General features: G+C 66.2%; 19 protein-coding genes. 8 read left to right on the top strand and 11 right to left on the bottom strand.

The window, feature by feature from the left end:
- Positions 1–12: 12 nt before the first annotated feature.
- From ACAM57_RS26245 to ACAM57_RS26280, 8 genes are all read right to left on the bottom strand, one after another.
- A complete protein-coding gene (locus ACAM57_RS26245; protein WP_369659478.1) occupies positions 13–1,983 on the bottom strand; it encodes a glycosyltransferase family 2 protein in 1,971 nt (656 codons plus the stop codon).
- Complete coding sequence (locus ACAM57_RS26250; RefSeq protein WP_369659479.1) at positions 1,980–2,987, bottom strand: ABC transporter ATP-binding protein; 1,008 nt, start codon at positions 2,985–2,987, stop codon at positions 1,980–1,982. The genes ACAM57_RS26245 and ACAM57_RS26250 overlap by 4 nt, the downstream gene beginning before the upstream one ends.
- Positions 2,984–4,054 (bottom strand): ABC transporter ATP-binding protein, encoded by a 1,071-nt coding sequence (locus ACAM57_RS26255; RefSeq protein WP_126025694.1) that lies wholly within the window; start codon positions 4,052–4,054, stop codon positions 2,984–2,986. The genes ACAM57_RS26250 and ACAM57_RS26255 overlap by 4 nt, the downstream gene beginning before the upstream one ends.
- 133 nt (positions 4,055–4,187) lie before the next feature.
- Positions 4,188–5,099, bottom strand: a complete 912-nt coding sequence (locus ACAM57_RS26260) for an ABC transporter permease (RefSeq protein WP_126025693.1) — start codon at positions 5,097–5,099, stop codon at positions 4,188–4,190.
- 171 nt (positions 5,100–5,270) lie between these two features.
- Entirely contained in the window at positions 5,271–6,857 is a 1,587-nt protein-coding gene (locus tag ACAM57_RS26265) for an ABC transporter substrate-binding protein (protein WP_369659480.1), read from the bottom strand.
- A gap of 31 nt (positions 6,858–6,888) precedes the next feature.
- Positions 6,889–8,163: a M20 aminoacylase family protein gene (locus ACAM57_RS26270; RefSeq protein ID WP_369659481.1), complete on the bottom strand. Its 1,275-nt coding sequence runs from the start codon at positions 8,161–8,163 to the stop codon at positions 6,889–6,891.
- 1 nt (position 8,164) lies between these two features.
- Positions 8,165–9,145, bottom strand: coding sequence for an ABC transporter permease (locus ACAM57_RS26275; protein ID WP_184634997.1), 981 nt, complete (start codon positions 9,143–9,145; stop codon positions 8,165–8,167).
- Positions 9,146–9,328: 183 nt separating this feature from the next.
- The gene (locus tag ACAM57_RS26280) at positions 9,329–10,591 is read right to left on the bottom strand and encodes a porin (protein WP_369659482.1); all 1,263 of its coding nucleotides are present in this window, start codon (positions 10,589–10,591) and stop codon (positions 9,329–9,331) included.
- Positions 10,592–10,873: 282 nt separating this feature from the next.
- Between ACAM57_RS26280 and coq7 the strand changes: the two genes are divergently transcribed.
- On the top strand, positions 10,874–11,503 hold the full coding sequence (coq7, locus tag ACAM57_RS26285; protein WP_126025688.1) for a 2-polyprenyl-3-methyl-6-methoxy-1,4-benzoquinone monooxygenase: 630 nt from the start codon (positions 10,874–10,876) through the stop codon (positions 11,501–11,503).
- Positions 11,504–11,513: 10 nt separating this feature from the next.
- Here coq7 and ACAM57_RS26290 read toward each other — a convergent pair whose 3' ends face one another.
- Positions 11,514–11,963: an OsmC family protein gene (locus ACAM57_RS26290; RefSeq protein ID WP_369662480.1), complete on the bottom strand. Its 450-nt coding sequence runs from the start codon at positions 11,961–11,963 to the stop codon at positions 11,514–11,516.
- A gap of 270 nt (positions 11,964–12,233) precedes the next feature.
- Here ACAM57_RS26290 and ACAM57_RS26295 point away from each other — a divergent pair, with 270 nt between their 5' ends.
- Positions 12,234–13,472 carry a porin gene (locus tag ACAM57_RS26295; protein ID WP_369662481.1) on the top strand — a complete coding sequence of 413 codons (1,239 nt, stop codon included), beginning with the start codon at positions 12,234–12,236 and terminating at the stop codon, positions 13,470–13,472.
- A gap of 123 nt (positions 13,473–13,595) precedes the next feature.
- Here ACAM57_RS26295 and ACAM57_RS26300 read toward each other — a convergent pair whose 3' ends face one another.
- On the bottom strand, positions 13,596–14,726 hold the full coding sequence (locus ACAM57_RS26300) for a hypothetical protein (protein ID WP_369659483.1): 1,131 nt from the start codon (positions 14,724–14,726) through the stop codon (positions 13,596–13,598).
- A 75-nt stretch (positions 14,727–14,801) separates the two neighbouring features.
- On the opposite strand from ACAM57_RS26300, the gene ilvA reads away from it, so the two are divergent.
- The gene (gene ilvA / locus ACAM57_RS26305; protein ID WP_369659484.1) at positions 14,802–16,394 is read left to right on the top strand and encodes a threonine ammonia-lyase, biosynthetic; all 1,593 of its coding nucleotides are present in this window, start codon (positions 14,802–14,804) and stop codon (positions 16,392–16,394) included.
- Between the two features lie 59 nt (positions 16,395–16,453).
- On the opposite strand, the gene ACAM57_RS26310 is transcribed toward ilvA, so the two are convergent.
- Positions 16,454–17,110: a hypothetical protein gene (locus ACAM57_RS26310; protein WP_369659485.1), complete on the bottom strand. Its 657-nt coding sequence runs from the start codon at positions 17,108–17,110 to the stop codon at positions 16,454–16,456.
- Positions 17,111–17,160: 50 nt separating this feature from the next.
- Between ACAM57_RS26310 and gspG the strand changes: the two genes are divergently transcribed.
- From gspG to gspK, 5 genes are read left to right on the top strand one after another with little or no spacing between them, the layout of a single operon-like run.
- Positions 17,161–17,601 (top strand): type II secretion system major pseudopilin GspG, encoded by a 441-nt coding sequence (gene gspG, locus ACAM57_RS26315; protein ID WP_184634988.1) that lies wholly within the window; start codon positions 17,161–17,163, stop codon positions 17,599–17,601.
- Positions 17,576–18,091, top strand: coding sequence for a prepilin-type N-terminal cleavage/methylation domain-containing protein (locus ACAM57_RS26320; protein ID WP_369659486.1), 516 nt, complete (start codon positions 17,576–17,578; stop codon positions 18,089–18,091). Before gspG ends, ACAM57_RS26320 begins: the two co-directional genes overlap by 26 nt.
- Positions 18,088–18,477, top strand: a complete 390-nt coding sequence (gene gspI / locus ACAM57_RS26325; protein WP_126025681.1) for a type II secretion system minor pseudopilin GspI — start codon at positions 18,088–18,090, stop codon at positions 18,475–18,477. Before ACAM57_RS26320 ends, gspI begins: the two co-directional genes overlap by 4 nt.
- A gap of 3 nt (positions 18,478–18,480) precedes the next feature.
- Positions 18,481–19,176: a type II secretion system protein J gene (locus ACAM57_RS26330; protein WP_369659487.1), complete on the top strand. Its 696-nt coding sequence runs from the start codon at positions 18,481–18,483 to the stop codon at positions 19,174–19,176.
- Positions 19,173–20,189: a type II secretion system minor pseudopilin GspK gene (gene gspK, locus ACAM57_RS26335; protein ID WP_184634985.1), complete on the top strand. Its 1,017-nt coding sequence runs from the start codon at positions 19,173–19,175 to the stop codon at positions 20,187–20,189. Before ACAM57_RS26330 ends, gspK begins: the two co-directional genes overlap by 4 nt.
- Positions 20,190–20,202: the final 13 nt, after the last annotated feature.

The following is a 20,202-nucleotide window of genomic DNA, read 5'->3' on the forward strand; positions in this document are numbered from 1 at the left end:
GCACACTTTTATTCATGAAACCAAAAGGCTCTCCGCGGGCGCGAACGACAGCAGCCGCTCTCCCAGCGGCGCCAGGAAATCGCGCAGCAGCGGTTCGCGCATCAGTTCGTCGACATAGCCCGGCGGGAGGCGCCCGTTCGCGGCGTACACATCGAGCACTCGCAGGCATTCGCGGCGCAGCGCGGTCACGACGTGGACGTCCTCATGCCGCTCGCAGGCCGACGCCATCTCACGCAGCAGGGCCGTGGCGTCGGATGCGTCGGGCGCCCAATGCTGGCCGTAGAGGCGTGCGAGCCTGCGGGCATCGGCCGATGGGAGGCCCGGAAAGATCAGCGGCAGCAGCCGTTCACGGACGTGGAAGAGCGCGACGACGTCGGCTTCGGTCGGGGCTTCCGGCGCGATGCCCCGTTCCCGCCCCAGCACGACGTCCAGGTTGGCCAGCAGGGCATCGTCGGCGACGAGCGCAATCAGCAGGCCCATCCATGCGAAGCGGCCGAAGGTGGCATCGAAGCCCAGGCCAAGCTGCCTGATGCGGAGCAGCGAGAACATCAGGCTGCCCATCTGCAAGGGCTGCTCGCATGGCATATGCGCCAGCAGGCCAGCCAGGATATGCCCGTGCATCTCCGGCAGGCGCCGGATTCCGGCATCCCCGGAGGATTGCCAGGCCCCCATTGCGCCAACGGCCGGCGAGCCCTGAAGGAACGCGGCTTGCACCTGCAACCGGTTCGCTTCCGCGCGCACGTCGGGAGACCAGAGGGCGAGCCAGTCGCCCTCTGCCTGCGACAGGCCCCATTGCGCGGCCGCCGCCCGGCCCATCGGCTCGGGGGCCTGCAGCAGCCGAAGCCCTGCGAGGCGCGGATCGGAGTTCATCCGCTCGCGAATCACGGCCACCGTGCCGTCAGACGAAGCATCGTCGACCACGACGATGCGATGAGGAGCCAGTGTCTGTGCTGCGATCGAATCGAGCGCGTCCGCCACATGGGCCGCATCGTCGCGGGTGACCATCAGGACGGAACCCCTAGAGACGTGGTCGGTCGCCGCCACCGCCCGGCGGCTCGCCAGCCGCTGTGACGTGGCAGCGAGGTAACGGCGCATCGTGCCAGCCAGAATCGTGTGCTGCGGTGGCAGGCTTTCCAGCGCCCGCGGACCAGCCCTTTCCAGCTCGCGCCGCCGCGGGGCATCGGCCACCAGCGCGCGCACCCGAACGACGAGTTCTTCCTTCGCACATCCTTCGACCGCACTCCTGAGCACGGCAGGAATCTCCGAATGCGGATACAGCTCGGACACCACCGCCTTGCGATGGCGAAGCAGGATCGACAGGCGCGGCAGCTCGGCTGTGGCCGTGCTGTCGTCCTTGCGCATGTTCAGGCCGACCTTGGCGCGCGGCAGCAGGGCATCGCGCTGCGCGGGCGTCCATGGCGTGCCGAAGGGATGGGCCACGCGCAGCCCGGCGGACTTCAGCGCTTCCAGCACCTGCAGGCGCCGGGGCGTGGTTTCGCCGAAGAAGATGACGTCGATGTCCTGCTGCGCGTCGTCCAGCACTTGGGCCTCCGGCACCAGCGGCGTCGCCAGGGGCTCGAAGCTCAGCGGCACGTAGTCGGACCTGAGGATACCCAGCGCCTGGTGATGCGCCATGTTCTCCAGGCTGTATTCCCACACGTAGGCGCGCTCGAGCAGGCGCCGGTAGCCGGGCATGCGCTCCAGCAACTGGGGCAGCGCAGGCTCGAAGTTGACGACGATGGCGTTGGGCGGCAGTTCCTCGTCGGATGGCAGCGAAAGCCCCATCGCGAAGAAGAACAGGTTGATGTCGGCGTTGTCGACGCTAGGCGTTGTCTCGACGCTGGTGGTGTAGCCGAGCCGCTCGCAGGCGAGGCGGAAGCTCTGCATGACCTCCGCGACGTTCTCGTTGCCCAGCGAGCAGAAACGCAGGTGCGGGCGATACGGAAAGTGTTCAGGCCAGCCGATCACGGCGGCCCCGCTCACAGCCGCCCTTCTTCCACCGCGTGGCAGGCCACCTGCACGCCCCCGATGCTCGAGAGCTTCGGCCGCTCCGCCGAGCAGCGCGCATTCGCATGCGGGCAGCGCGGATGAAAGGCACAGCCCGCGGGCGGGTTCAGCGGGTTCGGGACCTCGCCCTGCACCGGGGTGCGGGCGCGGCCGGTCTGCTTCATCTGCGGGATGGCGTCCAGCAGCATGCGCGTGTACGGATGGCGCGGTGCCGAGAACAGGTCCTGCTTGTCCGCCACCTCGACCAGCCGGCCCAGGTACATCACGCCGACCTGGTCGGCCACGTGGCGCACCACGGCGAGGTTGTGCGAGATGAAGAGGTAGGTCAGGCCCTGCTCGCGCTGCAGGTCCTTCATGATGTTGAGCACCTGCGCCTGCACGCTCACGTCGAGCGCGGAAGTGGGCTCGTCGCACACCAGGAACTCGGGCTGCGTGGCGAGCGCGCGCGCGATGGAGATGCGCTGGCGCTGGCCGCCGGAGAACTGGTGCGGGTACTTGCTCATGTCCAGCGGCGAGAGGCCGACCGACTTCAGCAGCTCGCCCACGCGCTCGCGCAGCGCGGCCTTGTCGCTGAGGATGTCGTGCTCGCGCAGCGGCTCGCCGATGATGTCTTCCACGATCCAGCGCGGGTTGAGGCTCGCATACGGGTCCTGGAAGATCATCTGGATGCGCCGGCGCAGCTTGCGGCCTTCGGCGGTCTTGAAGGCGGCGTGCGCGTCCTGCCCGTCGAACTTCAGCCCGCCGCGCGTGGGCGCATAAAGCCCCACCAGCAGGCGCGCCACGGTGCTCTTGCCGCAGCCTGACTCGCCCACCAGCGCCAGCGTCTTGCCGCGCTCGATGGAAAAGCTCACGCCGTCCACCGCGTGCAGCAGCACGCGCGGCTTGCGTTCGAGCACGCGGTTGAGCCAGGGCGGCGAGACGTCGAAGGTGCGCGCGAGGTCGTGGGCGACGACGAGCGGCTCGTTCACGGCAGCGCTCATCTGGTTACCTCCACGATGGTCTCGGCCGCTTCGGGCGTGGCGCGTTCGCCCGCCGCCATCGCGTCGTGGTGCCTCGCGGCGATCTCGGCCTGGCCTGCATGCGGATCGGCGGCGTCGTGCAGCCAGCAGGCGGCGCGAGTGGCGCCGGCATGCATGAGCTCGGGCCGCTCCACCAGGCAGCGCGCGAAGGTGCGCGGGCAGCGCGGGTTGTAGGCGCAGCCGGCCGGGATGGCATTGAGCCGCGGCATCGCGCCGTCGATCTGGTTGAGGCGCTCGCGGTCGCTGGTCATGTCGGGAATCGAGCCCATCAGGCCCGAGGTGTAGGGGTGCGCGGGCTGGTGGATGACTTCGTGCACCGGACCGATCTCGGCGATCCGCCCGGCATACATCACGGCCACGCGATCGCAGGTCTCGGCGATCACGCCCATGTCGTGCGTGATCAGCATCACCGCCGCGCCACGTTCCTTGCAGACCTGCTTGAGCAGTTGGATGATCTGCGCCTGGATCGACACGTCGAGCGCGGTGGTCGGCTCGTCGGCCACGATGAGCTTGGGCTCGGCCGCGAGCGCGAGCGCGATCACCACGCGCTGGCGCATGCCGCCGGAGAACTGGTGCGGGAAGTGGTCGATGCGCTGCTCGGCCGCCGGGATGCCGGTGTCCTGCAGCAGGCCGATGGCGCGCTTGCGTGCCTCGGCCTCGGTCACCGGCAAGTGCGCGCGGATGGTTTCCACCAGCTGGCGGCCCACGGTGTAGAGCGGGTTCAGCGAGGTCAGCGGGTCCTGGAAGATCGCGCCGATCTTTCGGCCGCGAATGGGCCGCATCGCCTCGAAGCCGAGGTTGTCGATGCGCTGGCCCTCCAGCACGATCTCGCCGCCGGCCACGCGCCCCGGCGGCTCCAGCAGGCCGATGATGGCCGCGCCCGTGAGCGACTTGCCGGCGCCCGATTCGCCCACCACGCCGAGGATTTCACCGGGCGCGATGTCGAAGGAAATGCGGTCCAGCGCGCGCAGCGTGCCGCGGCGATGGGGGAATTCGACGACGAGGTCTTTGACTTGCAACAGGCTCATGACGCTACCTTCCACCGAACTCCACGGGGTGACATATCAGGAACACCGCGGAACCGGCTTTGCCGGGCCGCAGGTGTTGCCCCCTGCAAGGGGGTTGGCGAAGCGACACGAAGTGCGCGAAGACTGGGGGTGATCATCTGAGCCTGGGATTGAGCGCGTCGCGCAGCCAGTCGCCCAGCAGGTTCACGCTGAGCGCGATCAGCACCAGCATCAGGCCCGGAAACACCGTGATCCACCACTCGCCCGAGAACAGGTACTGGTTGCCGATGCTGATGAGCGTGCCCAGCGAGGGCGAGGTCGGCGGCACGCCCACGCCCAGGAAGGACAGCGTGGCCTCGGTGATGATCGCCGTCGCCACCTGGATCGTGGCGAGCACCGTCACCGGCCCCAGCACGTTGGGCAGCACATGGCGCAACATGATGCGCAGCGGCGCCACGCCGGTCACGCGCGCCGCCTGCACGTATTCCTTGTTGCGCTCCACCAGCGTGGAGCCGCGCACCGTGCGCGCGTATTGCACCCAGCCGGTCAGCGAGATGGAGATGATCAGCACCCCGAAGGCCAGCGACTCGTGCGCCCCCGGAAAGAGCGCGCGCCCGACGCCAGCGATCAGCAGCGCGACCAGGATCGGCGGGAACGACAGCATCACGTCGCACACGCGCATGAGGAAGGAGTCGAGCCAGCCGCCGAAGAAGCCGGCGAGCAGGCCCAGCACCACGCCGACGGCCACCGACAGCACCACCGACACGAGGCCGACGATCAGCGAGATGCGCGCGCCGTAGATCACGGCCGAGAGGATGTCCCGGCCCTGATCGTCGGTGCCAAGCAGGTATTTGGAAGAGCCTTCGGCGCTCCATGCGGGCGGTAGCCGCGCGTCGCCCAGCTCGAGGGTGGCGAGGTCGAAGGGGTTGTGAGGCGAGACCCAGCCGGCGAACACCGCGCAGAACACGCAGACCAGCGCGATCAGCGCCGCGGCCATGGCCACGGGCGATGTGCGGAAGCTGTAGCCGACATCGCTGTCGAGCCAACGAGCGAGTGTCTTCTTCATCGCCGGGCCGCCCCAAGATGAAAAGCGGCCCCCTCGGGGGGCAGCGGACCTTGCGCAGCAAGGGAAGCGTGGGGGTTAATTTTCATCGTGAAGCAAAAAGGAATGGGCCCGCAAGAAGCGGGCCCATGGACAGGCCGCCTTGTCCGATCGATCAGCCGGCGGCCGGCGGCATCAGGGCTTGATGCTCATCCACTTGAAGTACATGAAGTTGTCAGCCAGCTGCACCAGCTCGACCTTCTTGCTCACGCCCCAGGCCAGCGACTGCTGATGCAGCGGCAGGTGGCCGACGTCGTCGGCGTGGATCTTGAACGCCTCCTTGATCATCTCGTTGCGCTTGGTCTTGTCGGTTTCCGACTGGATCTTCTTGGTCAGCTCGTCGAGCTTGGGGTTGCAGTACGCGCCCAGGTTGAACTGGCCCGTGCCCTTGTCGTCGGGGCAGGCGGTGAGCGAGCTCAGCGCGTTGTGCGCGTCATAGGTGGTCGGGGTCCAGCCCAGCATGTAGAAGCTGGTGTCGCGGCGCAGCACCTTCGGGAAGTAGGTGCCCTTGGTTTCGGCCACGAGGTTGACCTTGACGCCGATCTTCGCCAGGTTGGAGGCCACGCTCTGGCAGACTTGGCCGTCGTTGACGTAGCGGTCGTTCGGGCAGTTCAGCGACACCTCGAAGCCGTTGGGGTAGCCGGCTTCGGTCAGCAGCTTCTTGGCGGCATCGACGTCGTAGGGCAGGCGCTTGTCCTGCTCGGCGCTCCAGCCGTTGATGCCGGGGCCCACCAGCAGCGCGGTCGGGCGCGAGGCGCCGCGCATCACGGTGCGCTGGATGCCGGCGATGTCGATGGCCTGGTAGAAGGCCTGGCGGACGCGCTTGTCCTTGAACGGGTTCTTGCCCTTGATGTTCGAGTACTGCAGCTCGTCGCGCTTCTGGTCCATGCCCAGGAAGATGGTGCGCAGCTCGGGGCCGGTGATCACGCGGGCGTTGGGCGCGGCGTTGATGCGGGCGATGTCCTGCACCGGCACCGGCTCCATCACGTCGACTTCACCGGAGACCAGCGCGGCCACGCGGGTGGCGGGGTTGGCGATGGGCGTGAAGACGATCTCCTGCGCGTTGCCTTCGATCTTGCCCCAGTAGGTGCCGTTGCGCGTGAACACGGTGCGCACGTTCGGCTGGCGCTCGCGCACGCGGAACGGCCCGGTGCCGTTGGCCTTGAACGAAGCCGTGTTCTCGATGCCCTTGCGGCGGTCGACCGGCTTGGTGGCCTGGTTCTCCTCGCACCATTTCTTGCTCATGATCATCGTCAACGAGATCACGTCGGGCAGGATGGGGAAGGGACCGTTGGTCTCGATCTCGACGGCGAGGTCGCCGACCTTGCGCACCGCCTTGATGTCGCTGAGCGTGGCGCGCATGTCGGAGCCGTCGCCCTGGGCGCGCGCGAAGCTGAAGACCACGTCATCGGCGGTGAACGGCGTGCCGTCGTGGAAGACAACGCCCTTGCGCAGTTCGAAGCGCCAGACGTTGGGCGAGGTCTGCTTCCAGCTGGTGGCCAGCAGCGGGGCGAGGGTCAGGTCCTTGTTGCGACCCACGAGGGTTTCATAGACGTTGGCGGTGACGCTCAGCTGCAGCGATTCGTTCAGCGAGTGCGGGTCCAGCGATAGCGCATCCCCCTGGTTCGCGATGCGGATGGTCTGCGCGCCGGCGACCATGCTGACGGCGCTCAAGGCGCACAAAACGGCGGCCGCGGCCACATTCTTCTTGATGAAACTCATGGGAACACTCCTCGGGTTGGAATCGAACAAATCACGTCGCCGCGGTGGCGGCTGCTTTCCCTGGCTGCGCGCCGCGGGTAGCGGCGAGCGGCATGCCCTGCTCGATCAGGCCGGCATGCAGCGCGGCGCCGAGCGGCAGGATCTCGTCATTGAAGTCGTAGCGGCTGTTGTGCAGGTAGGCGCCGTCGCGCACGTCCTGGCCGATGCGCAGGTAGGCGCCGGCCTTCTTCTGCAGCATGAAGGAGAAATCTTCCGCGCCCATGCTGGGCTCCATGCTGCGCTCGACGTTGCGCGCGCCGACCAGCGACTCGGCCACGTCGGCGGCGAACATCGCCTCCGGCGAGGTGTTGATGGTGGCCGGGTAGATGCGCTCGTACCTGACGCTGGCGGTGGCGCCGAAGCCGGAGGCGATGGCAGCGCACAGCTCGTTCAGGCGCTGCTCGACCTGCGCCTGCACGCGCGAGCTGAAGGTGCGCACGGTGCCCACCAGCGTGGCCTCGCCGGGCACCACGCTCATCGCGCCGAGGTCGCCGGCCTGCATCGCGCAGATGCTGATGACGGCCGCGTCGATCGGGCGCACGTTGCGCGACACGATCGTTTGCGCCGCCGTGATGATGTGCGCCGCGACGATCACCGGGTCGATGGTCTGGTAGGCGTGCGCGCCGTGGCCGCCCTTGCCCTTGATCTCGATGGTGATGCGGTCGGCCGCGGCCATCATCGCGCCGCGGTTGATGCCGACGGTGCCGGCCGGCATCGCGGGCCAGTTGTGCATGGCGTAGACGGCGTCGACCGGGAAGCGGTCGAAGAGGCCGTCCTCGATCATCACGCGCGCGCCGGCGAAGCCTTCCTCGCCGGGCTGGAAGATCAGCACCGCGGTGCCGTCGAAGTCGCGCGTCTCGGCGAGGTAGCGCGCGGCGCCGACCAGCATTGCGGTGTGGCCGTCGTGGCCGCAGCCGTGCATCAGGCCTTCGCAGGCGGAGCGCCAGCCGAAGTCGTTGTCCTCGCGCATCGGCAGCGCGTCCATGTCGGCGCGCAGGCCGATCATGCGGCCGCTGGCCGTCGAGCGGCCGCGGATCACGCCGACCACGCCGGTCTTGCCGATGCCCTCGTGGATCTCGTCGACGCCGCAGGCGCGTAGCGCTTCGCGCACGCGCCCGGAGGTGTAGACCTCCTCGAAACCGAGTTCGGGGTGGGCATGGAGGTCGCGGCGGAAAGCCTCGATCTCGGGGTAGAAGTTCGCGATGTGCGCGAAGGCACGGCCGGAGGCCTTCAGGCGCGGGACCATGGGCGTGGCTGCTGCGGCCATGTCAGTGTCCTCCCGCCTTGCCCACGCGCAGGCGCGGATCGACCACGAAATACAGCATGTCGACCACGAGGTTGATCACCACGAAGATCAGTGCGATGAGGCACAGGTAGGCGGCCATCACCGGGATGTCGGCGAAGGTCACGGCCTGGATGAAGAGCAGGCCCATGCCGGGCCACTGGAACACCGACTCGGTGATGATCGCGAAGGCGATGAGGCCGCCGAGCTGCAGGCCGGTGATGGTCATCACCGGCACCAGCGTGTTCTTGAGCGCATGGCCGAAATGGATGGCGCGGTTCGAAAGGCCCCGTGCGCGCGCGAACTTGATGTAGTCGGTGCGCAGCACCTCCAGCATCTCGGCGCGCACCAGCCGCATGATCAGCGTCAGCTGGAAGATCGCCAGCGTCACCGCCGGCAGCACGATGTGCTGCCAGCCATCGGCGCTGAAGAGCCCGCTGGTCCACCAGCCGAACTTCACTGTCTCGCCGCGGCCGAAGCTCGGGAACCAGCCCAGCGTGACAGCGAAGACCAGGATCAGCAGGATGCCGATGAGGAAGGTGGGCAGCGACACGCCTAGCAGCGAGACGGTCATGAACACCTGGCTCATGAAGGTGCCGCGGCGCAGCGCGGTGTACACGCCCATCGGGATGCCGATGAAGAGCGCCAGCACCGCCGCCACGAGCGCAAGCTCGAGCGTGGCCGGGAAGCGCTCGCCGATCAGGCGCGACACCTTCGCGCCCTGGCGCAGGCTCAGGCCGAACTCGCCCTGCGCCGCGTTCACGAGAAAGTGCCAGAACTGCACGAAGAAGGGTTGGTCTAGCCCCAATGCGGCGCGCAGCTCGCGGATCTGCTCGGGCTTGGCGTCCTGGCCCAGAAGGAACACGACAGGGTCGCCGACGTATTGAAAAAGAAGGAAGGCGATGAACGCGACCGCGATCATCACGATCACGGCCTGGATCAGGCGGCGCAGTACAAAGGCGATCATTCAGCAAGCAAAGTGAACGGGCATGCTAGCAGTGCAAGGTGCGTGCCCGCACGGTGGTTCCCCGGGGGTGCGCATCGTGATTTCCCCGGGGCTTCACGCCGGGGGCAGACGAAAAAAAGCCACTCGGCTTGCGCCGAGTGGCTTCTGACTTTTTAACCGAAGCTGGCTTGCGCCAGCGTCAGATTAGAAAGCGTGACGGATACCGAAGTCGTAGCCGGTGGAGCTCTTCGGGGTGAAGGCGCCAGCTGCGTTGTTGTAGAAGCCAGGGCCGCCAACCGTCAGGCCAGCACCGTTCTTGTTGCTGACGCGAGCGATCGTTGCGTACAGAGCCGTGCGCTTCGACAGGTTGTGCACGTAGCCCAGAGCGATCTTGTTAGCCTTCGGATCGGCATTGTTGACCACGAACGGGTTGAACGGCTGGTTCGTGTCGTACTTGACGTGCGACCACGAAGCGCGGATCAGGCCAGCGCCGACCGGCACGGTCACGCCGAGCAGGTAGCCGGTCAGATCGATGTCGGGACGGCCGCCCAGGAGAGGCGTCACTTCGTAGTCGATCTTGTTCTTGGCCTTCGACAGTTCACCGAACAGCTTCACGGGACCGAAGTCATACGAAGCGCCCAGGTTCAGGGTGTTGACCTTGGTGGTCGTGCCAACGTAGTACTGGTCGCCAACCGTGCTGCTGCCGTAAGCCAGTGCAACGTCCAGAGGACCGTTTGCGTAGCCGAAGCGGCCGCCGATGTAACGGCCTTGGCGCTGGCTGTTAGCAACGTCAGGCGTGAAGATGCCCGAGCTGTACTTGGTCTTCTCGGCAAAGCCGTACTGGACTTGGCCATAGAAGCCACCCAGGTTCGGCGGCAGGAAGTAGCCGATCGTGTTGCTGGCGCGGACGTAGTTGCTCGAGCCGACGTTGGTGAACGGAGCGGTCGAAGCTGCGGGGGTGCCGAAGCCGCCGAACTGATCGTTAGCCGTCGAGATCAGGTTGGTACCAACGCCGTTGGTGCCGAACGGGTCGAACACGGTGTCGTTCCAGAACGTCGGGGTGTAGTCACGGCCCAGACGGATTTCACCGAAACCGCCCGACAGGCTCACGGTCGAGCGACGAGCGAACGTCGCGATACCTTGTTGGCCGTCGTCATTGGAGATCGGAGCTTCGAGCCAGAAGCTGGCTGCCAGGCCACCACCCAGGTCTTCCGTACCACGGAAGCCGATGCGGCTCGAGTTGTAACCCGAGTTAGCCAGCACGCGACGGCTGGTCTTGACCGAACCTTGGTTCAGGTAGACGGGAATGCCGAAAGCGTTGGGGAAAACGGTCGCGCGTTCGTCGCGCGCGGTGTTCGAGTAGCCGCTGATCGACGCGTCGACCACACCAAACAGCGTGACGGACGACTGAGCCGAGGCAACACCGGCAACAGCCAGGGCAGCCAGAGCAACTAGAGATTTTTTCATTGCAAGTTTCTCCAAGGTTAAACATAGGGCTCCGGTGCGAAGGGCTCACCGTGACTGGCACTTTTGTGCTCCCACCGGACCCCGGGCCAACCTCCTTTTGGGAAGTTGATGCTATTGCACCAGAGCCGCTGCGGCAGGGCAAAACAAATCGCCCGAAATCTTGGATGGCCCGCGCGTTTCGTTGCACGCCTGCAACAAAGGACTTATGCCCTGAGATACACCATATTGTGAAAAATCGTGCACCGGTGGCGGGGCATTTCCCATGTGGGTTCAAATAGCCCCATGACGCTCATGATCGACTCAGTTCTGACCGCGGCAGATTCGGCGTTGCGCACGCTTTTTGCCCGCCCCCACGCTACCCGGGCGATTCCAGCACCCTCCCAGGCGACGGGCGAATTGAGCGAAGCAGAGCGTCGGGAAGCCGGGGCCCTGATGCGCGTGAACCACGTCGGCGAAGTCTGCGCCCAGGCGCTTTACACGGCCCAGGCGGCTGTGGCACGCGATCCGGCGCTGCGCGCTCGCTTCATCGAGGCGGCGCACGAAGAAACCGACCACCTAGCATGGACCCGGCAACGGCTGGATGAACTGGGCGCCCGCCCATCGATCCTGAATCCGCTCTGGTATGCGGGTGCTTTCGGCCTCGGCCTGGTCGCGGGCCGACTGGGAGATCCGCTGAGCCTGGGATTCGTCGCGGAAACCGAACGCCAGGTGGAGGCCCACCTGGACAGCCACCTCGACCGCCTGCCATCTGGAGACAGCGCCTCGAGGGCAGTGGTCGAGCAGATGAAAGTCGACGAAGCCCGCCATGCGTCGCAGGCCGTCGACGCCGGCGCGGCGGAGTTGCCGGCGCCAGCCAAGGCGATGATGCGTGCCGCCTCCCGCGTGATGACCACGCTGGCACACCGCATCTAGGCTGAGCGGCTCAGGTTTCGATCAGGTCGAAACTGGTGGTGATCTCGGCCGTCTTCGCCAGCATGATGCTGGCGGAGCAATAGGTGTCGTGGCTCAGGGCAATCGCGCGTTCCACGGCGGAGGCCGGGATTCCCTTGCCCGCCACGGTGAAATGCATATGGATCTTGGTGAAGACCTTGGGATCTTTCTCGGCGCGCTCGCTGGTCAGCTTGACGCTGCAGCGTTCTACACGGTGCCGTCCGCGCTTCAGGATCAGCACCACGTCATAGGCGGTGCACCCACCGGTACCGGCCAGAACGGTCTCCATCGGCCGCGCCGCCAGGTTCTGGCCGCCATTCTCGGGCTTCGCGGCATCGGGGGCGCCGTCCATCATCAGGATGTGGCCGCTGCCCGTCTCGGCAACGAAGCCCATGGCCGATCGCGTGCCGGCATCGCCGGTCCAACTTACTGTGCATTCCATGGTTTTCGGGTTTCCAGGTCTGGGATGCAGGGCAAAATGCACGCCAACATCCATTTGTGTGTGGGAAAAGCATCACTCGCTTGTTGCAACGCAACAAACAGTCGATATACTTTATTTCATTGCGCAAACGTATGCGCACCCAGTTGTCTCCTCCACCCTTCCAATTGGTGGATTTAGCCCCGAGCTGCAAAGCTCGGGGCTTTTTTCTTGCCCGAACGGCCTTGTCCGCCCTGTCACCACTCTAGCTTTCACTCGAAAAGGGCAGTTGCTCTGGCTGCCCTGGCTGTTGCCGGTGTTGCCTCGGCTCAGTCGTCCGTCACGCTGTTTGGTGTGGTCGACGCGTCGATCAGCGGCTACTCGTCGAGTTCGCGTGATCTGAAGCCTACCGTTCTGCCCAACAGCTTCGGGGCAGCCACTTACACGAACCGGGGCAGCGTCAAGGTCAGCCGTACGGGGGTGTTCAATTCTGGGTACAACTCGAGCCGCCTTGGCTTCCGCGGCACTGAAGATCTGGGCGGCGGTCTGGCCGCCAGCTTCTGGCTCGAAGCTCCCATCACTGCTGACGACGGCGCTACCGGCATTTCGACGTTTGCTCGTCGCTCGACCGTGAGCCTGTCGGGCGGGTTTGGTGAACTGCGCATCGGTCGAGACTACACCCCGACGTTCTGGAACGACACCGTCTTCGACCCCTTCGGCACCAACGGTGTGGGCGCCAACCTGATATTCACGGCCAACGGCTACAACGCCGAGACCTATGGCGCCAAGGACACCGGCGGCTTCGGGGGCAACCAGAACTATGCCCGTGCCAGCAACTCCATCGGCTACTTCCTGCCGCCCAACCTGGGCGGCTTCTATGGCCAGGTGATGTACGCTTTCCACGAGAACGACAAGTACAGCAACGGCGGGTTCACACCCAAGGACAGCAGCACCTCCAAGAGCCGCGCCGGGCGCTACGTCGGTGGTCGCTTCGGCTATGCGAATGGCCCGCTGGACGTCGCAGTGGCATACGGCAGCAGCACGGTCGCCGATCAGTACTACGCAGGTACCACGGACTACGTGAAGACGTTCAACCTGGGTGCTTCCTACGACTTCGGTCCTGTCAAGCTGTTCGGCGAACTGTCGCGTGCCAAGAATTCGCGCGACTATGCAATCACGCCCATCATCGGAGCCCGCCCCGACGTGGATCTGAACGGCTACCTGCTCGGTGTGACCGTCCCCGTCGGCGCAGGACTCATCCGTGCGTCTTATTCGGCCGTCAAGTACGACTACAACCAGCCGTTCAATCCGTTCGGCTTGAACAATCGCGATCCGAAGGCGAACAAGCTCGCGCTGGGCTACGTGCACAACCTGTCGAAGCGAACGGCTCTGTACGCGACCATCGCTCGTGTCAGCAACAAGAACGGCGCATCGCTGACGGTAGGCGGCCCTGGCTTCTACCAGGCCTCCGAAAACGTGTTCAAGCCGAAGACGTCGACGGGCTACGACTTCGGCATTCGCCACGCGTTCTGACCGTCGAACTTTCAAGTTCTTTGCCTGACCCCGATGCTGGCTCCTGCCAGTTCGAAGCGGCAACCAAGCCTCAAGTCGCCCGGCTCGCGCCGGGCGGCTTTTTGTCGTTTCCCCCGTCCCGTTTCAGGTTGCCCGGCTACGCCGGCTCTGCAGCAACCCCACATTCATTTCTCCGCTCAGCACCGACGCGTAGAAACGCTCGACCATATTGACGCTCGTGCGCGCATTGCGCGCCAATGTCAGCATGTCGATTCCTTGCCCGTACAGAAGCCGCAACGTGATGGCGGTATGGCGCAGGCAGTACAAGGTCCTCGACTGGCCCAGTGGCCCCTTCTCGAGCCCCGCCTTTTCGAGCACCCAGTGGAAGAAGAAGTTGAGCACCGCCAGGGCGTGCTCGCGGTTCTTCAGTTGCGGCATGAAGACGTAGTCTTCCGCGCCACCATATCCACGCTCCGCTCGATAGCCGAGCAGGCATTCGTAAACCCGCACGGCAGGGCACAGGCTCACGATGGGCTGGCTGTGCCGCTTGGTCTCCGGCAGGTTCATCCGCAGATAGACGTGCTTGCCGCGCACGACTTCGATGTGCTTGTGCTTCATGAACTTGATGTCGCTCGGACGCACGAAGGTGTTCACCATCCAGCGGACCAGCCAAGGCAGTTCGTCCGGCATCACGAGCAGTTCGCGCGCTATCCAGAAACGCTCTCCCGCCGCCAGTTGATCGAGCACCGGGTGCGAGTGCCCGCGCAAGCTGCGCGCAGTCCTGATGATCGCGCGGTACTCCGCAACGCTGAAGCTGCCACGCGGCTGGCTGCGCACCTTGACCTTCGGGAATGCAGGCGCATCGCGAAGCGCGCCGATGTGGACGCCATGCATCACGACCTTGCGCAGCAGCACCAGGTACTGGGCAATGGTCGTGCTGGTGAAACCCTGTTCGCCGAGGTGATCGATCAGGCGTTGCGCGTCAGCCGTTGCAAACGACTGCGCCGGCACATCACCCAGCAACGGAACGATGTGCGCACGCAATCTGTTGCCCATCACTTGCCACGTGGCACGCCCGATTTCCTTTCTCTGAACGCGCGCGGCTTCCGCCTGCATCAGCCTCTTCGAAAGGTCGCTGACAGAAATTGATAACAGATTTTGCTCATTTGTAATTTGATCGGCGGCCATATGGATCGCGGGATAGGTGCGTCCAAAAAATCCCGAATCATTTGCAGCTGGCGCCTTGTGGAGGAGGTTTATGACATTTGTGTCCATGCCATATCTCGCATGCAATCTCGATGCCTCTTATCATCGGCAGTTAGCAAATGAAAACTCCCTTGGAAAAAAATCGTGCAAGACGCACCTCTTAAAACAACGCTGACGCCCGCCGACTATCTCAGAAAAATTCTCAATGCCCGGGTCTACGACGTTGCTGTCGAGTCCGCGCTGGAGAAAGCGCGCGCGCTGAGCGAGCGACTCGGCAACACAGTTCTATTGAAGCGCGAAGACCAGCAACCGGTTTTCAGCTTCAAGCTGCGCGGCGCCTATAACAAGATGGCTCATCTGAGCGCAGCCCAATTGGCAAGCGGCGTGATTTGCGCATCGGCCGGCAATCACGCACAAGGCGTTGCATTGGGTGCCCGCAAGCTCGGCACGCGAGCGGTGATCGTGATGCCGGTGACCACTCCGAAACTCAAAATCGATGCGGTGCGCGGTTTCGGCGGAGAAATCGTGCTGCATGGCGACAGCTATTCGGATGCTTATCTGCACGCACTCGATTTGCAGACAAAGCAAAACCTGACCTTCGTGCATCCCTTCGACGACCCGGACGTCATCGCGGGCCAGGGCACCATCGCCATGGAAATACTGCGGCAGCACCAGGGCCCGCTGGATGCGGTGTTCGTTGCGATCGGCGGCGGCGGCCTGATCTCCGGCGTGGCCAACTACATCAAGGCGGTGCGCCCCGAGGTCAAGGTGATCGGCGTGCAGATGAACGACTCCGACGCGATGATGCAATCGGTCGCGGCCCACCAGCGCGTGAACCTTCCCGATGTCGGCCTGTTCTCGGACGGCACGGCCGTCAAGCTCGTCGGCGAGGAAACCTTCCGCATCGCCAGCGACCTGGTCGACGACTACATCGCCGTCGACACCGATGCCGTGTGCGCCGCCATCAAGGACATCTTCGTGGACACGCGCAGCATCGTCGAGCCCGCGGGTGCGCTGGCGGTCGCTGCCATCAAGGAATACGTCGCGCAGCATGGCCGCCATGGCGAAACCTATGCGGCGATCCTGTGCGGCGCGAACATGAACTTCGACCGGCTGCGTTTCGTAGCCGAACGCGCCGAGGTCGGCGAAGAACGTGAAGCCCTGTTTGCCGTCACCATGCCCGAAGAGCGCGGCAGCTTCCGCCGCTTCTGCGAACTGATCGGCGAGATGCCCGCCAGCGATTCGGAAGCTCCGGGCACCGGCGGCGGCGCGCTGCGCAACGTGACGGAGTTCAACTACCGCATAAGCGATGCAGCCAAGGCGCATGTGTTCGTCGGCCTCACGACCTCGACGCGGGGCGAATCGGCCGTCATCGCACGGACCTTCGCCGCGCACGGATTCGACGCGCTCGACCTCACGCACGACGAACTCGCCAAGGAGCATCTGCGGCATCTGGTGGGTGGACGCACCGGCCTTGCGCACGACGAGCGCCTGCTGCGCTTCGTGTTCCCCGAGCGGCCGGGCGCTCTGCTCAAGTTCCTGAGCCTGATGCAGCCGAGCTGGAACATCAGCCTGTTCCACTACCGCAACCAGGGCGCGGACTACGGCCGCATCCTCGTCGGCCTGCAGGTGCCGGCCGGCGAATCCGCCGAGTTCGACGCCTTTCTCAAGACCCTGGGCTATCCCTACGTCGAGGAAACCGCCAATCCGGCCTACCGGCTCTTCCTCCAGGCCTGAAAAAGCAGAAGTCGGCGCAAGGCCGGCTTCGCTTCATCGAACCGAAATTCTGAAAAAAGTTACTGGGCAGCCGCCTGTTGCTGCTGCGGTGGCGCTGCCATGGCGGCCGGTTGCTGCTGTTGCTGAAGCAGCGAGCCTCCCGGCGGCGGCGGAGGAGGCTGCATCTGCTGCTGATGCATCTGCGGCGGAGCCGCCACGGCGGGCATGGCCGGGGGCGGCACAGCCACCATCGGTGCCGCCGCCAGCGCGGGAGTGGAAACGCTGATCGGCGCACGCACCGGCAGCTGCAGCGTGAATGCCGCCGGGCCATCGGCACGCAATCCGATCGTCGCCGAGCGCAGACCGACCGACTGCAGCACGTAGCTCTCGCCGACCGTCGAGCCGACGCGGAACGGCCGCGGCGGCTTGCCATCGATGGAAATCAGCGCCGCTCCCTGCCTAGAAGGATCGGCCACCACACCGGACAACGCGAAGCGGCTGGCGGCTTCCGGGGCCACAGGCGCCGTGCGGGACTCGGGCAGCACGCCCAGCAGACGCGCCACCGAGTCGGAGTCCGCCGCCACCGAGGGCCGGGGCATGGTCGCGGCAGCGGCGACGGCATCGGTCGGCGACGCCAGCCGCAGCGCCCAGAACACCGCGGCACCGGCCGCCAGCGCCCAAAGCCCCGTCGTTGCAAGTGGGGCATGCCAGCGGGCGGCGGAGTAAGGACTTGTCATGGCCGCGGATTATCATGCAGCGCGCCTTCCGAATCATGTCTGCCCAAGCTATGAACAAATTCCTTCGTGCCGCCACCCGTACCGCCCAACGCGGCTTCACGCTGATCGAACTGATGGTCGTGCTGGTCATCATCGGCGTGCTGGCGGCACTCATCGTCCCGAACGTGATCGAGCGCGCCGACGACGCCCGCGTGACTGCCGCCCGGACCGACATCAACAACCTGATGCAGGCGCTCAAGCTCTACCGCCTGGACAACCAGCGCTATCCCACCGCCGAGCAGGGCCTGCAGGCGCTGCTCACCCGCCCGACCACCGGTCCGGCCGCCCCCAACTGGAAGCCCTACGTCGAGAAGCTGCCCAACGATCCCTGGGGCCACCCCTACCAGTACCTGAACCCGGGCATCAAGGGCGAGATCGACGTGCTCTCGTTCGGCGCCGACGGCCAGAGCGGCGGCGAGGGCAAGAATGCCGACATCGGCAGCTGGCAGTAGCAGCGGCGGCTCGGACGCGCCGCTCCGCACTCCCCATTCACGCCGCCTCCAACGGCCAGGCGGCTTCACGCTGCTGGAGCTGATCGTGGTGATCGCCATCATCGCGATCGCCACCGCCGCCGTGAGCTTCGCCATCCGCGACACCAACGCCGCCAACCTCGACCGAGAAGCCGACCGCCTGGCCGCCCTGCTCGAATCGGCTCGCGCCCAGTCGCGCGCCAGCGGCATCGTGGTGCGTTGGCGGCCGGTGGAAGGCAGTTTCAGGTTCGACGGCCTGCTGCCTGGCTCGCTGCCCGACGGCTGGGCCGCCGACGGCATCACCGCCCAGGTGTCGCTCGCCAACGGCACGCTGATTCCGGCACTGCAGCTCGGGCCCGACCCGATCATCGCGGCGCAGCAGGTCATGCTCTATTCCGCCGGCCCGCCCGCGCGCGCGCTGCGCGTGTCAACCGACGGGGTGCGCCCCTTCACCGTCTCGGCGGTTCAATGAGAAATACGCGGCGCCCGCTTGCTTCGCGCTCCCGCATCGGCGGCTTCACGCTGATCGAGGTGCTGATCGCACTCGGCATCGTCGCGATCGCGCTGGCCGCGGGCTCGCAGGCCACCATGTCGCTCACACGCAATGCGCAGCGCCAGTCCGACCTCGTGCTGGCCGACCTGTGCGCCGAGAACGAGCTGGCCAAGGCCCGCCTCTCGCGCCAGATGCCGGCGGTGGGCGACTCGGGGTCGATCTGCCTGCAGGCCGGCATCTCGTTCAACGTGACCACCTCGACCATCCCTACGCTGAACCCGAACTTCCGGCGCGTCGACGTGCAGGTGCGCGACCAGGCCGACTCGCCCATCCTGCGCATCTCCACCGTGGTGGGGAGGTACTGAGCGATGCAGCGACACCCTGGCGCTCGCACCGCGCGCGGCTTCACGCTGATCGAGCTGCTTGTCGCCATCGCGGTGATGGCACTGCTCTCGCTGGTGAGCTGGCGCGGGCTCGACAGCATGTCGCGCGCCACCACCCAGAACCAGCAGCGCGCCGACGCCGTGCTCACGCTGCAGGCCACGCTGGCGCAATGGGGAGCCGACCTCGACGCCGTGACCACGCTCGCCCAGACCCGCCCCATCGACTGGGACGGCCGGGTGCTGCGGCTCACGCGCCGCGGCAGCAACGACACCGCGCTGTCGGTGCAGGTGGTGGCGTGGACGCTGAAGTCCGGCCCCGACGGCGTGCGCTGGCGGCGCTGGCAATCGCTGCCCTTCACCACGCGCGGCGAATGGCAGCAGGCCTGGAACCTGGCGGCCGCCTGGGCGCAGGACGGCGGCGCCGGCTCGAACGGCGGCTACAGCGACGTGGCGCTGGTGCCGGCCAACAGCTGGCAGATCTTCTTCTTCCGCGACAACAGCTGGGTGCCGGCCAGCCAGCTGCCCGTCACCCAGCCCAACCCCAACAACCCCTCGGGCCCCGTCGTCGCCATGCCGGACGGCGTACGCCTCGTCATCACGCTGCCGCCCGGCGAAGGCCTCTCGGGCACGCTCACGCGCGACTGGGTCAAGCCGACCGTCGGAGCGCCGAAAACCTCATGACGCAGACGCCCGCAAGGACCAACGACGGCAGCAAGCGATCGCGCCAGCGCGGCGCCGCCCTGCTCGCCGCGATGCTGACCGTGATGCTGGTGGCGACCTTCGCCGCCGCGGCGCTGTGGCAGCAATGGCGCTCGGCCGAGGTCGAAGGCGCCGAGCGGGCGCGCGTGCAGGCGGCCTGGGTGCTGATCGGCGCGCTCGACTGGTCGCGCCTCATCCTCGGCGAAGACGGCCGCGCCGGCGGCCCCGACCACCTGGGCGAGCCCTGGGCCGTGCCGCTGGAAGAGGCGCGGCTCACCAGTTTCCTCTCGGCCGAGAAGAACGTGGCGAGCGACAACCTCGAAGGACTGCCCGACGCCTTTCTCTCGGGCCGCATCGTCGATGCGCAGTCCAAGCTCAATGTGCTTTCGCTGGTCGACAACGGCAAGCCGGTGCCGGCGGCCGTCGCCACCTTCACGCGGCTGTTCAACCTGCTGGGCCTGCCCGTGTCGGAGCTCAGCCTGATGACCACTGGCCTCGCTGCCGCGCTTGCCACGGGCACTGCGACCGACGGCAGCAGCAGCGGTGTCGATTCCAGCGCCGCGCCGCTCATGCCGCAGCAGGTCTCGCAGCTGGTGTGGCTGGGTCTGTCGGCCTCGACGGCCGCGGCGCTCGAGCCCTACGTGACGATCCTGCCGGTGAAGACCACGCTCAACCTCAATACCGCGAGCGCCGAGGCGATCAGCGCCAGCATGGAGTCGCTCAACATCGCCAGCGCGCGCCAGCTGGTGGACCGCCGCTCGCGCGCCTTCTTCAAGGACATCGCCGCCGCCAACGCCGCCCTGCCCAGCGGCAGCGCGCCCTTCAACGCGGCCCAGCACGGCGTGGGCACACAGTTCTTCGAGGTCTACGGCAAGCTGCGGCTCGATCGCACCTACGTGGAGGAACGCTCGTTGCTACAGCGAAGCGGTGTCACGGTGACGACGATCTGGCGCACGCGCGGCGCCGGCGCAACGCTCACTCCGGTCAAACCCTGATTTCGATGCATTA

This window comes from Variovorax sp. V15, assembly GCF_041154425.1.
In the GTDB taxonomy this organism is placed as follows: domain Bacteria; phylum Pseudomonadota; class Gammaproteobacteria; order Burkholderiales; family Burkholderiaceae_C; genus Variovorax; species Variovorax guangxiensis.

What these genes read in the sequence shown, in the direction of transcription:
- ACAM57_RS26290 (WP_369662480.1), bottom strand. Translation starts at nt 11,963, where the DNA reads ATGGAATGCACAGTAAGTTGGACCGGCGATGCCGGCACGCGATCGGCC.
- ACAM57_RS26330 (WP_369659487.1), top strand. Translation starts at nt 18,481, where the DNA reads ATGCAGCGACACCCTGGCGCTCGCACCGCGCGCGGCTTCACGCTGATC.
- ACAM57_RS26280 (WP_369659482.1), bottom strand. Translation starts at nt 10,591, where the DNA reads ATGAAAAAATCTCTAGTTGCTCTGGCTGCCCTGGCTGTTGCCGGTGTT.
- ACAM57_RS26255 (WP_126025694.1), bottom strand. Translation starts at nt 4,054, where the DNA reads ATGAGCCTGTTGCAAGTCAAAGACCTCGTCGTCGAATTCCCCCATCGC.
- coq7 (WP_126025688.1), top strand. Translation starts at nt 10,874, where the DNA reads ATGACGCTCATGATCGACTCAGTTCTGACCGCGGCAGATTCGGCGTTG.
- ACAM57_RS26265 (WP_369659480.1), bottom strand. Translation starts at nt 6,857, where the DNA reads ATGAGTTTCATCAAGAAGAATGTGGCCGCGGCCGCCGTTTTGTGCGCC.
- gspG (WP_184634988.1), top strand. Translation starts at nt 17,161, where the DNA reads ATGAACAAATTCCTTCGTGCCGCCACCCGTACCGCCCAACGCGGCTTC.
- ACAM57_RS26310 (WP_369659485.1), bottom strand. Translation starts at nt 17,110, where the DNA reads ATGACAAGTCCTTACTCCGCCGCCCGCTGGCATGCCCCACTTGCAACG.
- ACAM57_RS26300 (WP_369659483.1), bottom strand. Translation starts at nt 14,726, where the DNA reads ATGGACACAAATGTCATAAACCTCCTCCACAAGGCGCCAGCTGCAAAT.
- ACAM57_RS26320 (WP_369659486.1), top strand. Translation starts at nt 17,576, where the DNA reads ATGCCGACATCGGCAGCTGGCAGTAGCAGCGGCGGCTCGGACGCGCCG.
- gspK (WP_184634985.1), top strand. Translation starts at nt 19,173, where the DNA reads ATGACGCAGACGCCCGCAAGGACCAACGACGGCAGCAAGCGATCGCGC.
- ACAM57_RS26270 (WP_369659481.1), bottom strand. Translation starts at nt 8,163, where the DNA reads ATGGCCGCAGCAGCCACGCCCATGGTCCCGCGCCTGAAGGCCTCCGGC.
- ACAM57_RS26250 (WP_369659479.1), bottom strand. Translation starts at nt 2,987, where the DNA reads ATGAGCGCTGCCGTGAACGAGCCGCTCGTCGTCGCCCACGACCTCGCG.
- ACAM57_RS26260 (WP_126025693.1), bottom strand. Translation starts at nt 5,099, where the DNA reads ATGAAGAAGACACTCGCTCGTTGGCTCGACAGCGATGTCGGCTACAGC.
- ACAM57_RS26275 (WP_184634997.1), bottom strand. Translation starts at nt 9,145, where the DNA reads ATGATCGCCTTTGTACTGCGCCGCCTGATCCAGGCCGTGATCGTGATG.
- gspI (WP_126025681.1), top strand. Translation starts at nt 18,088, where the DNA reads ATGAGAAATACGCGGCGCCCGCTTGCTTCGCGCTCCCGCATCGGCGGC.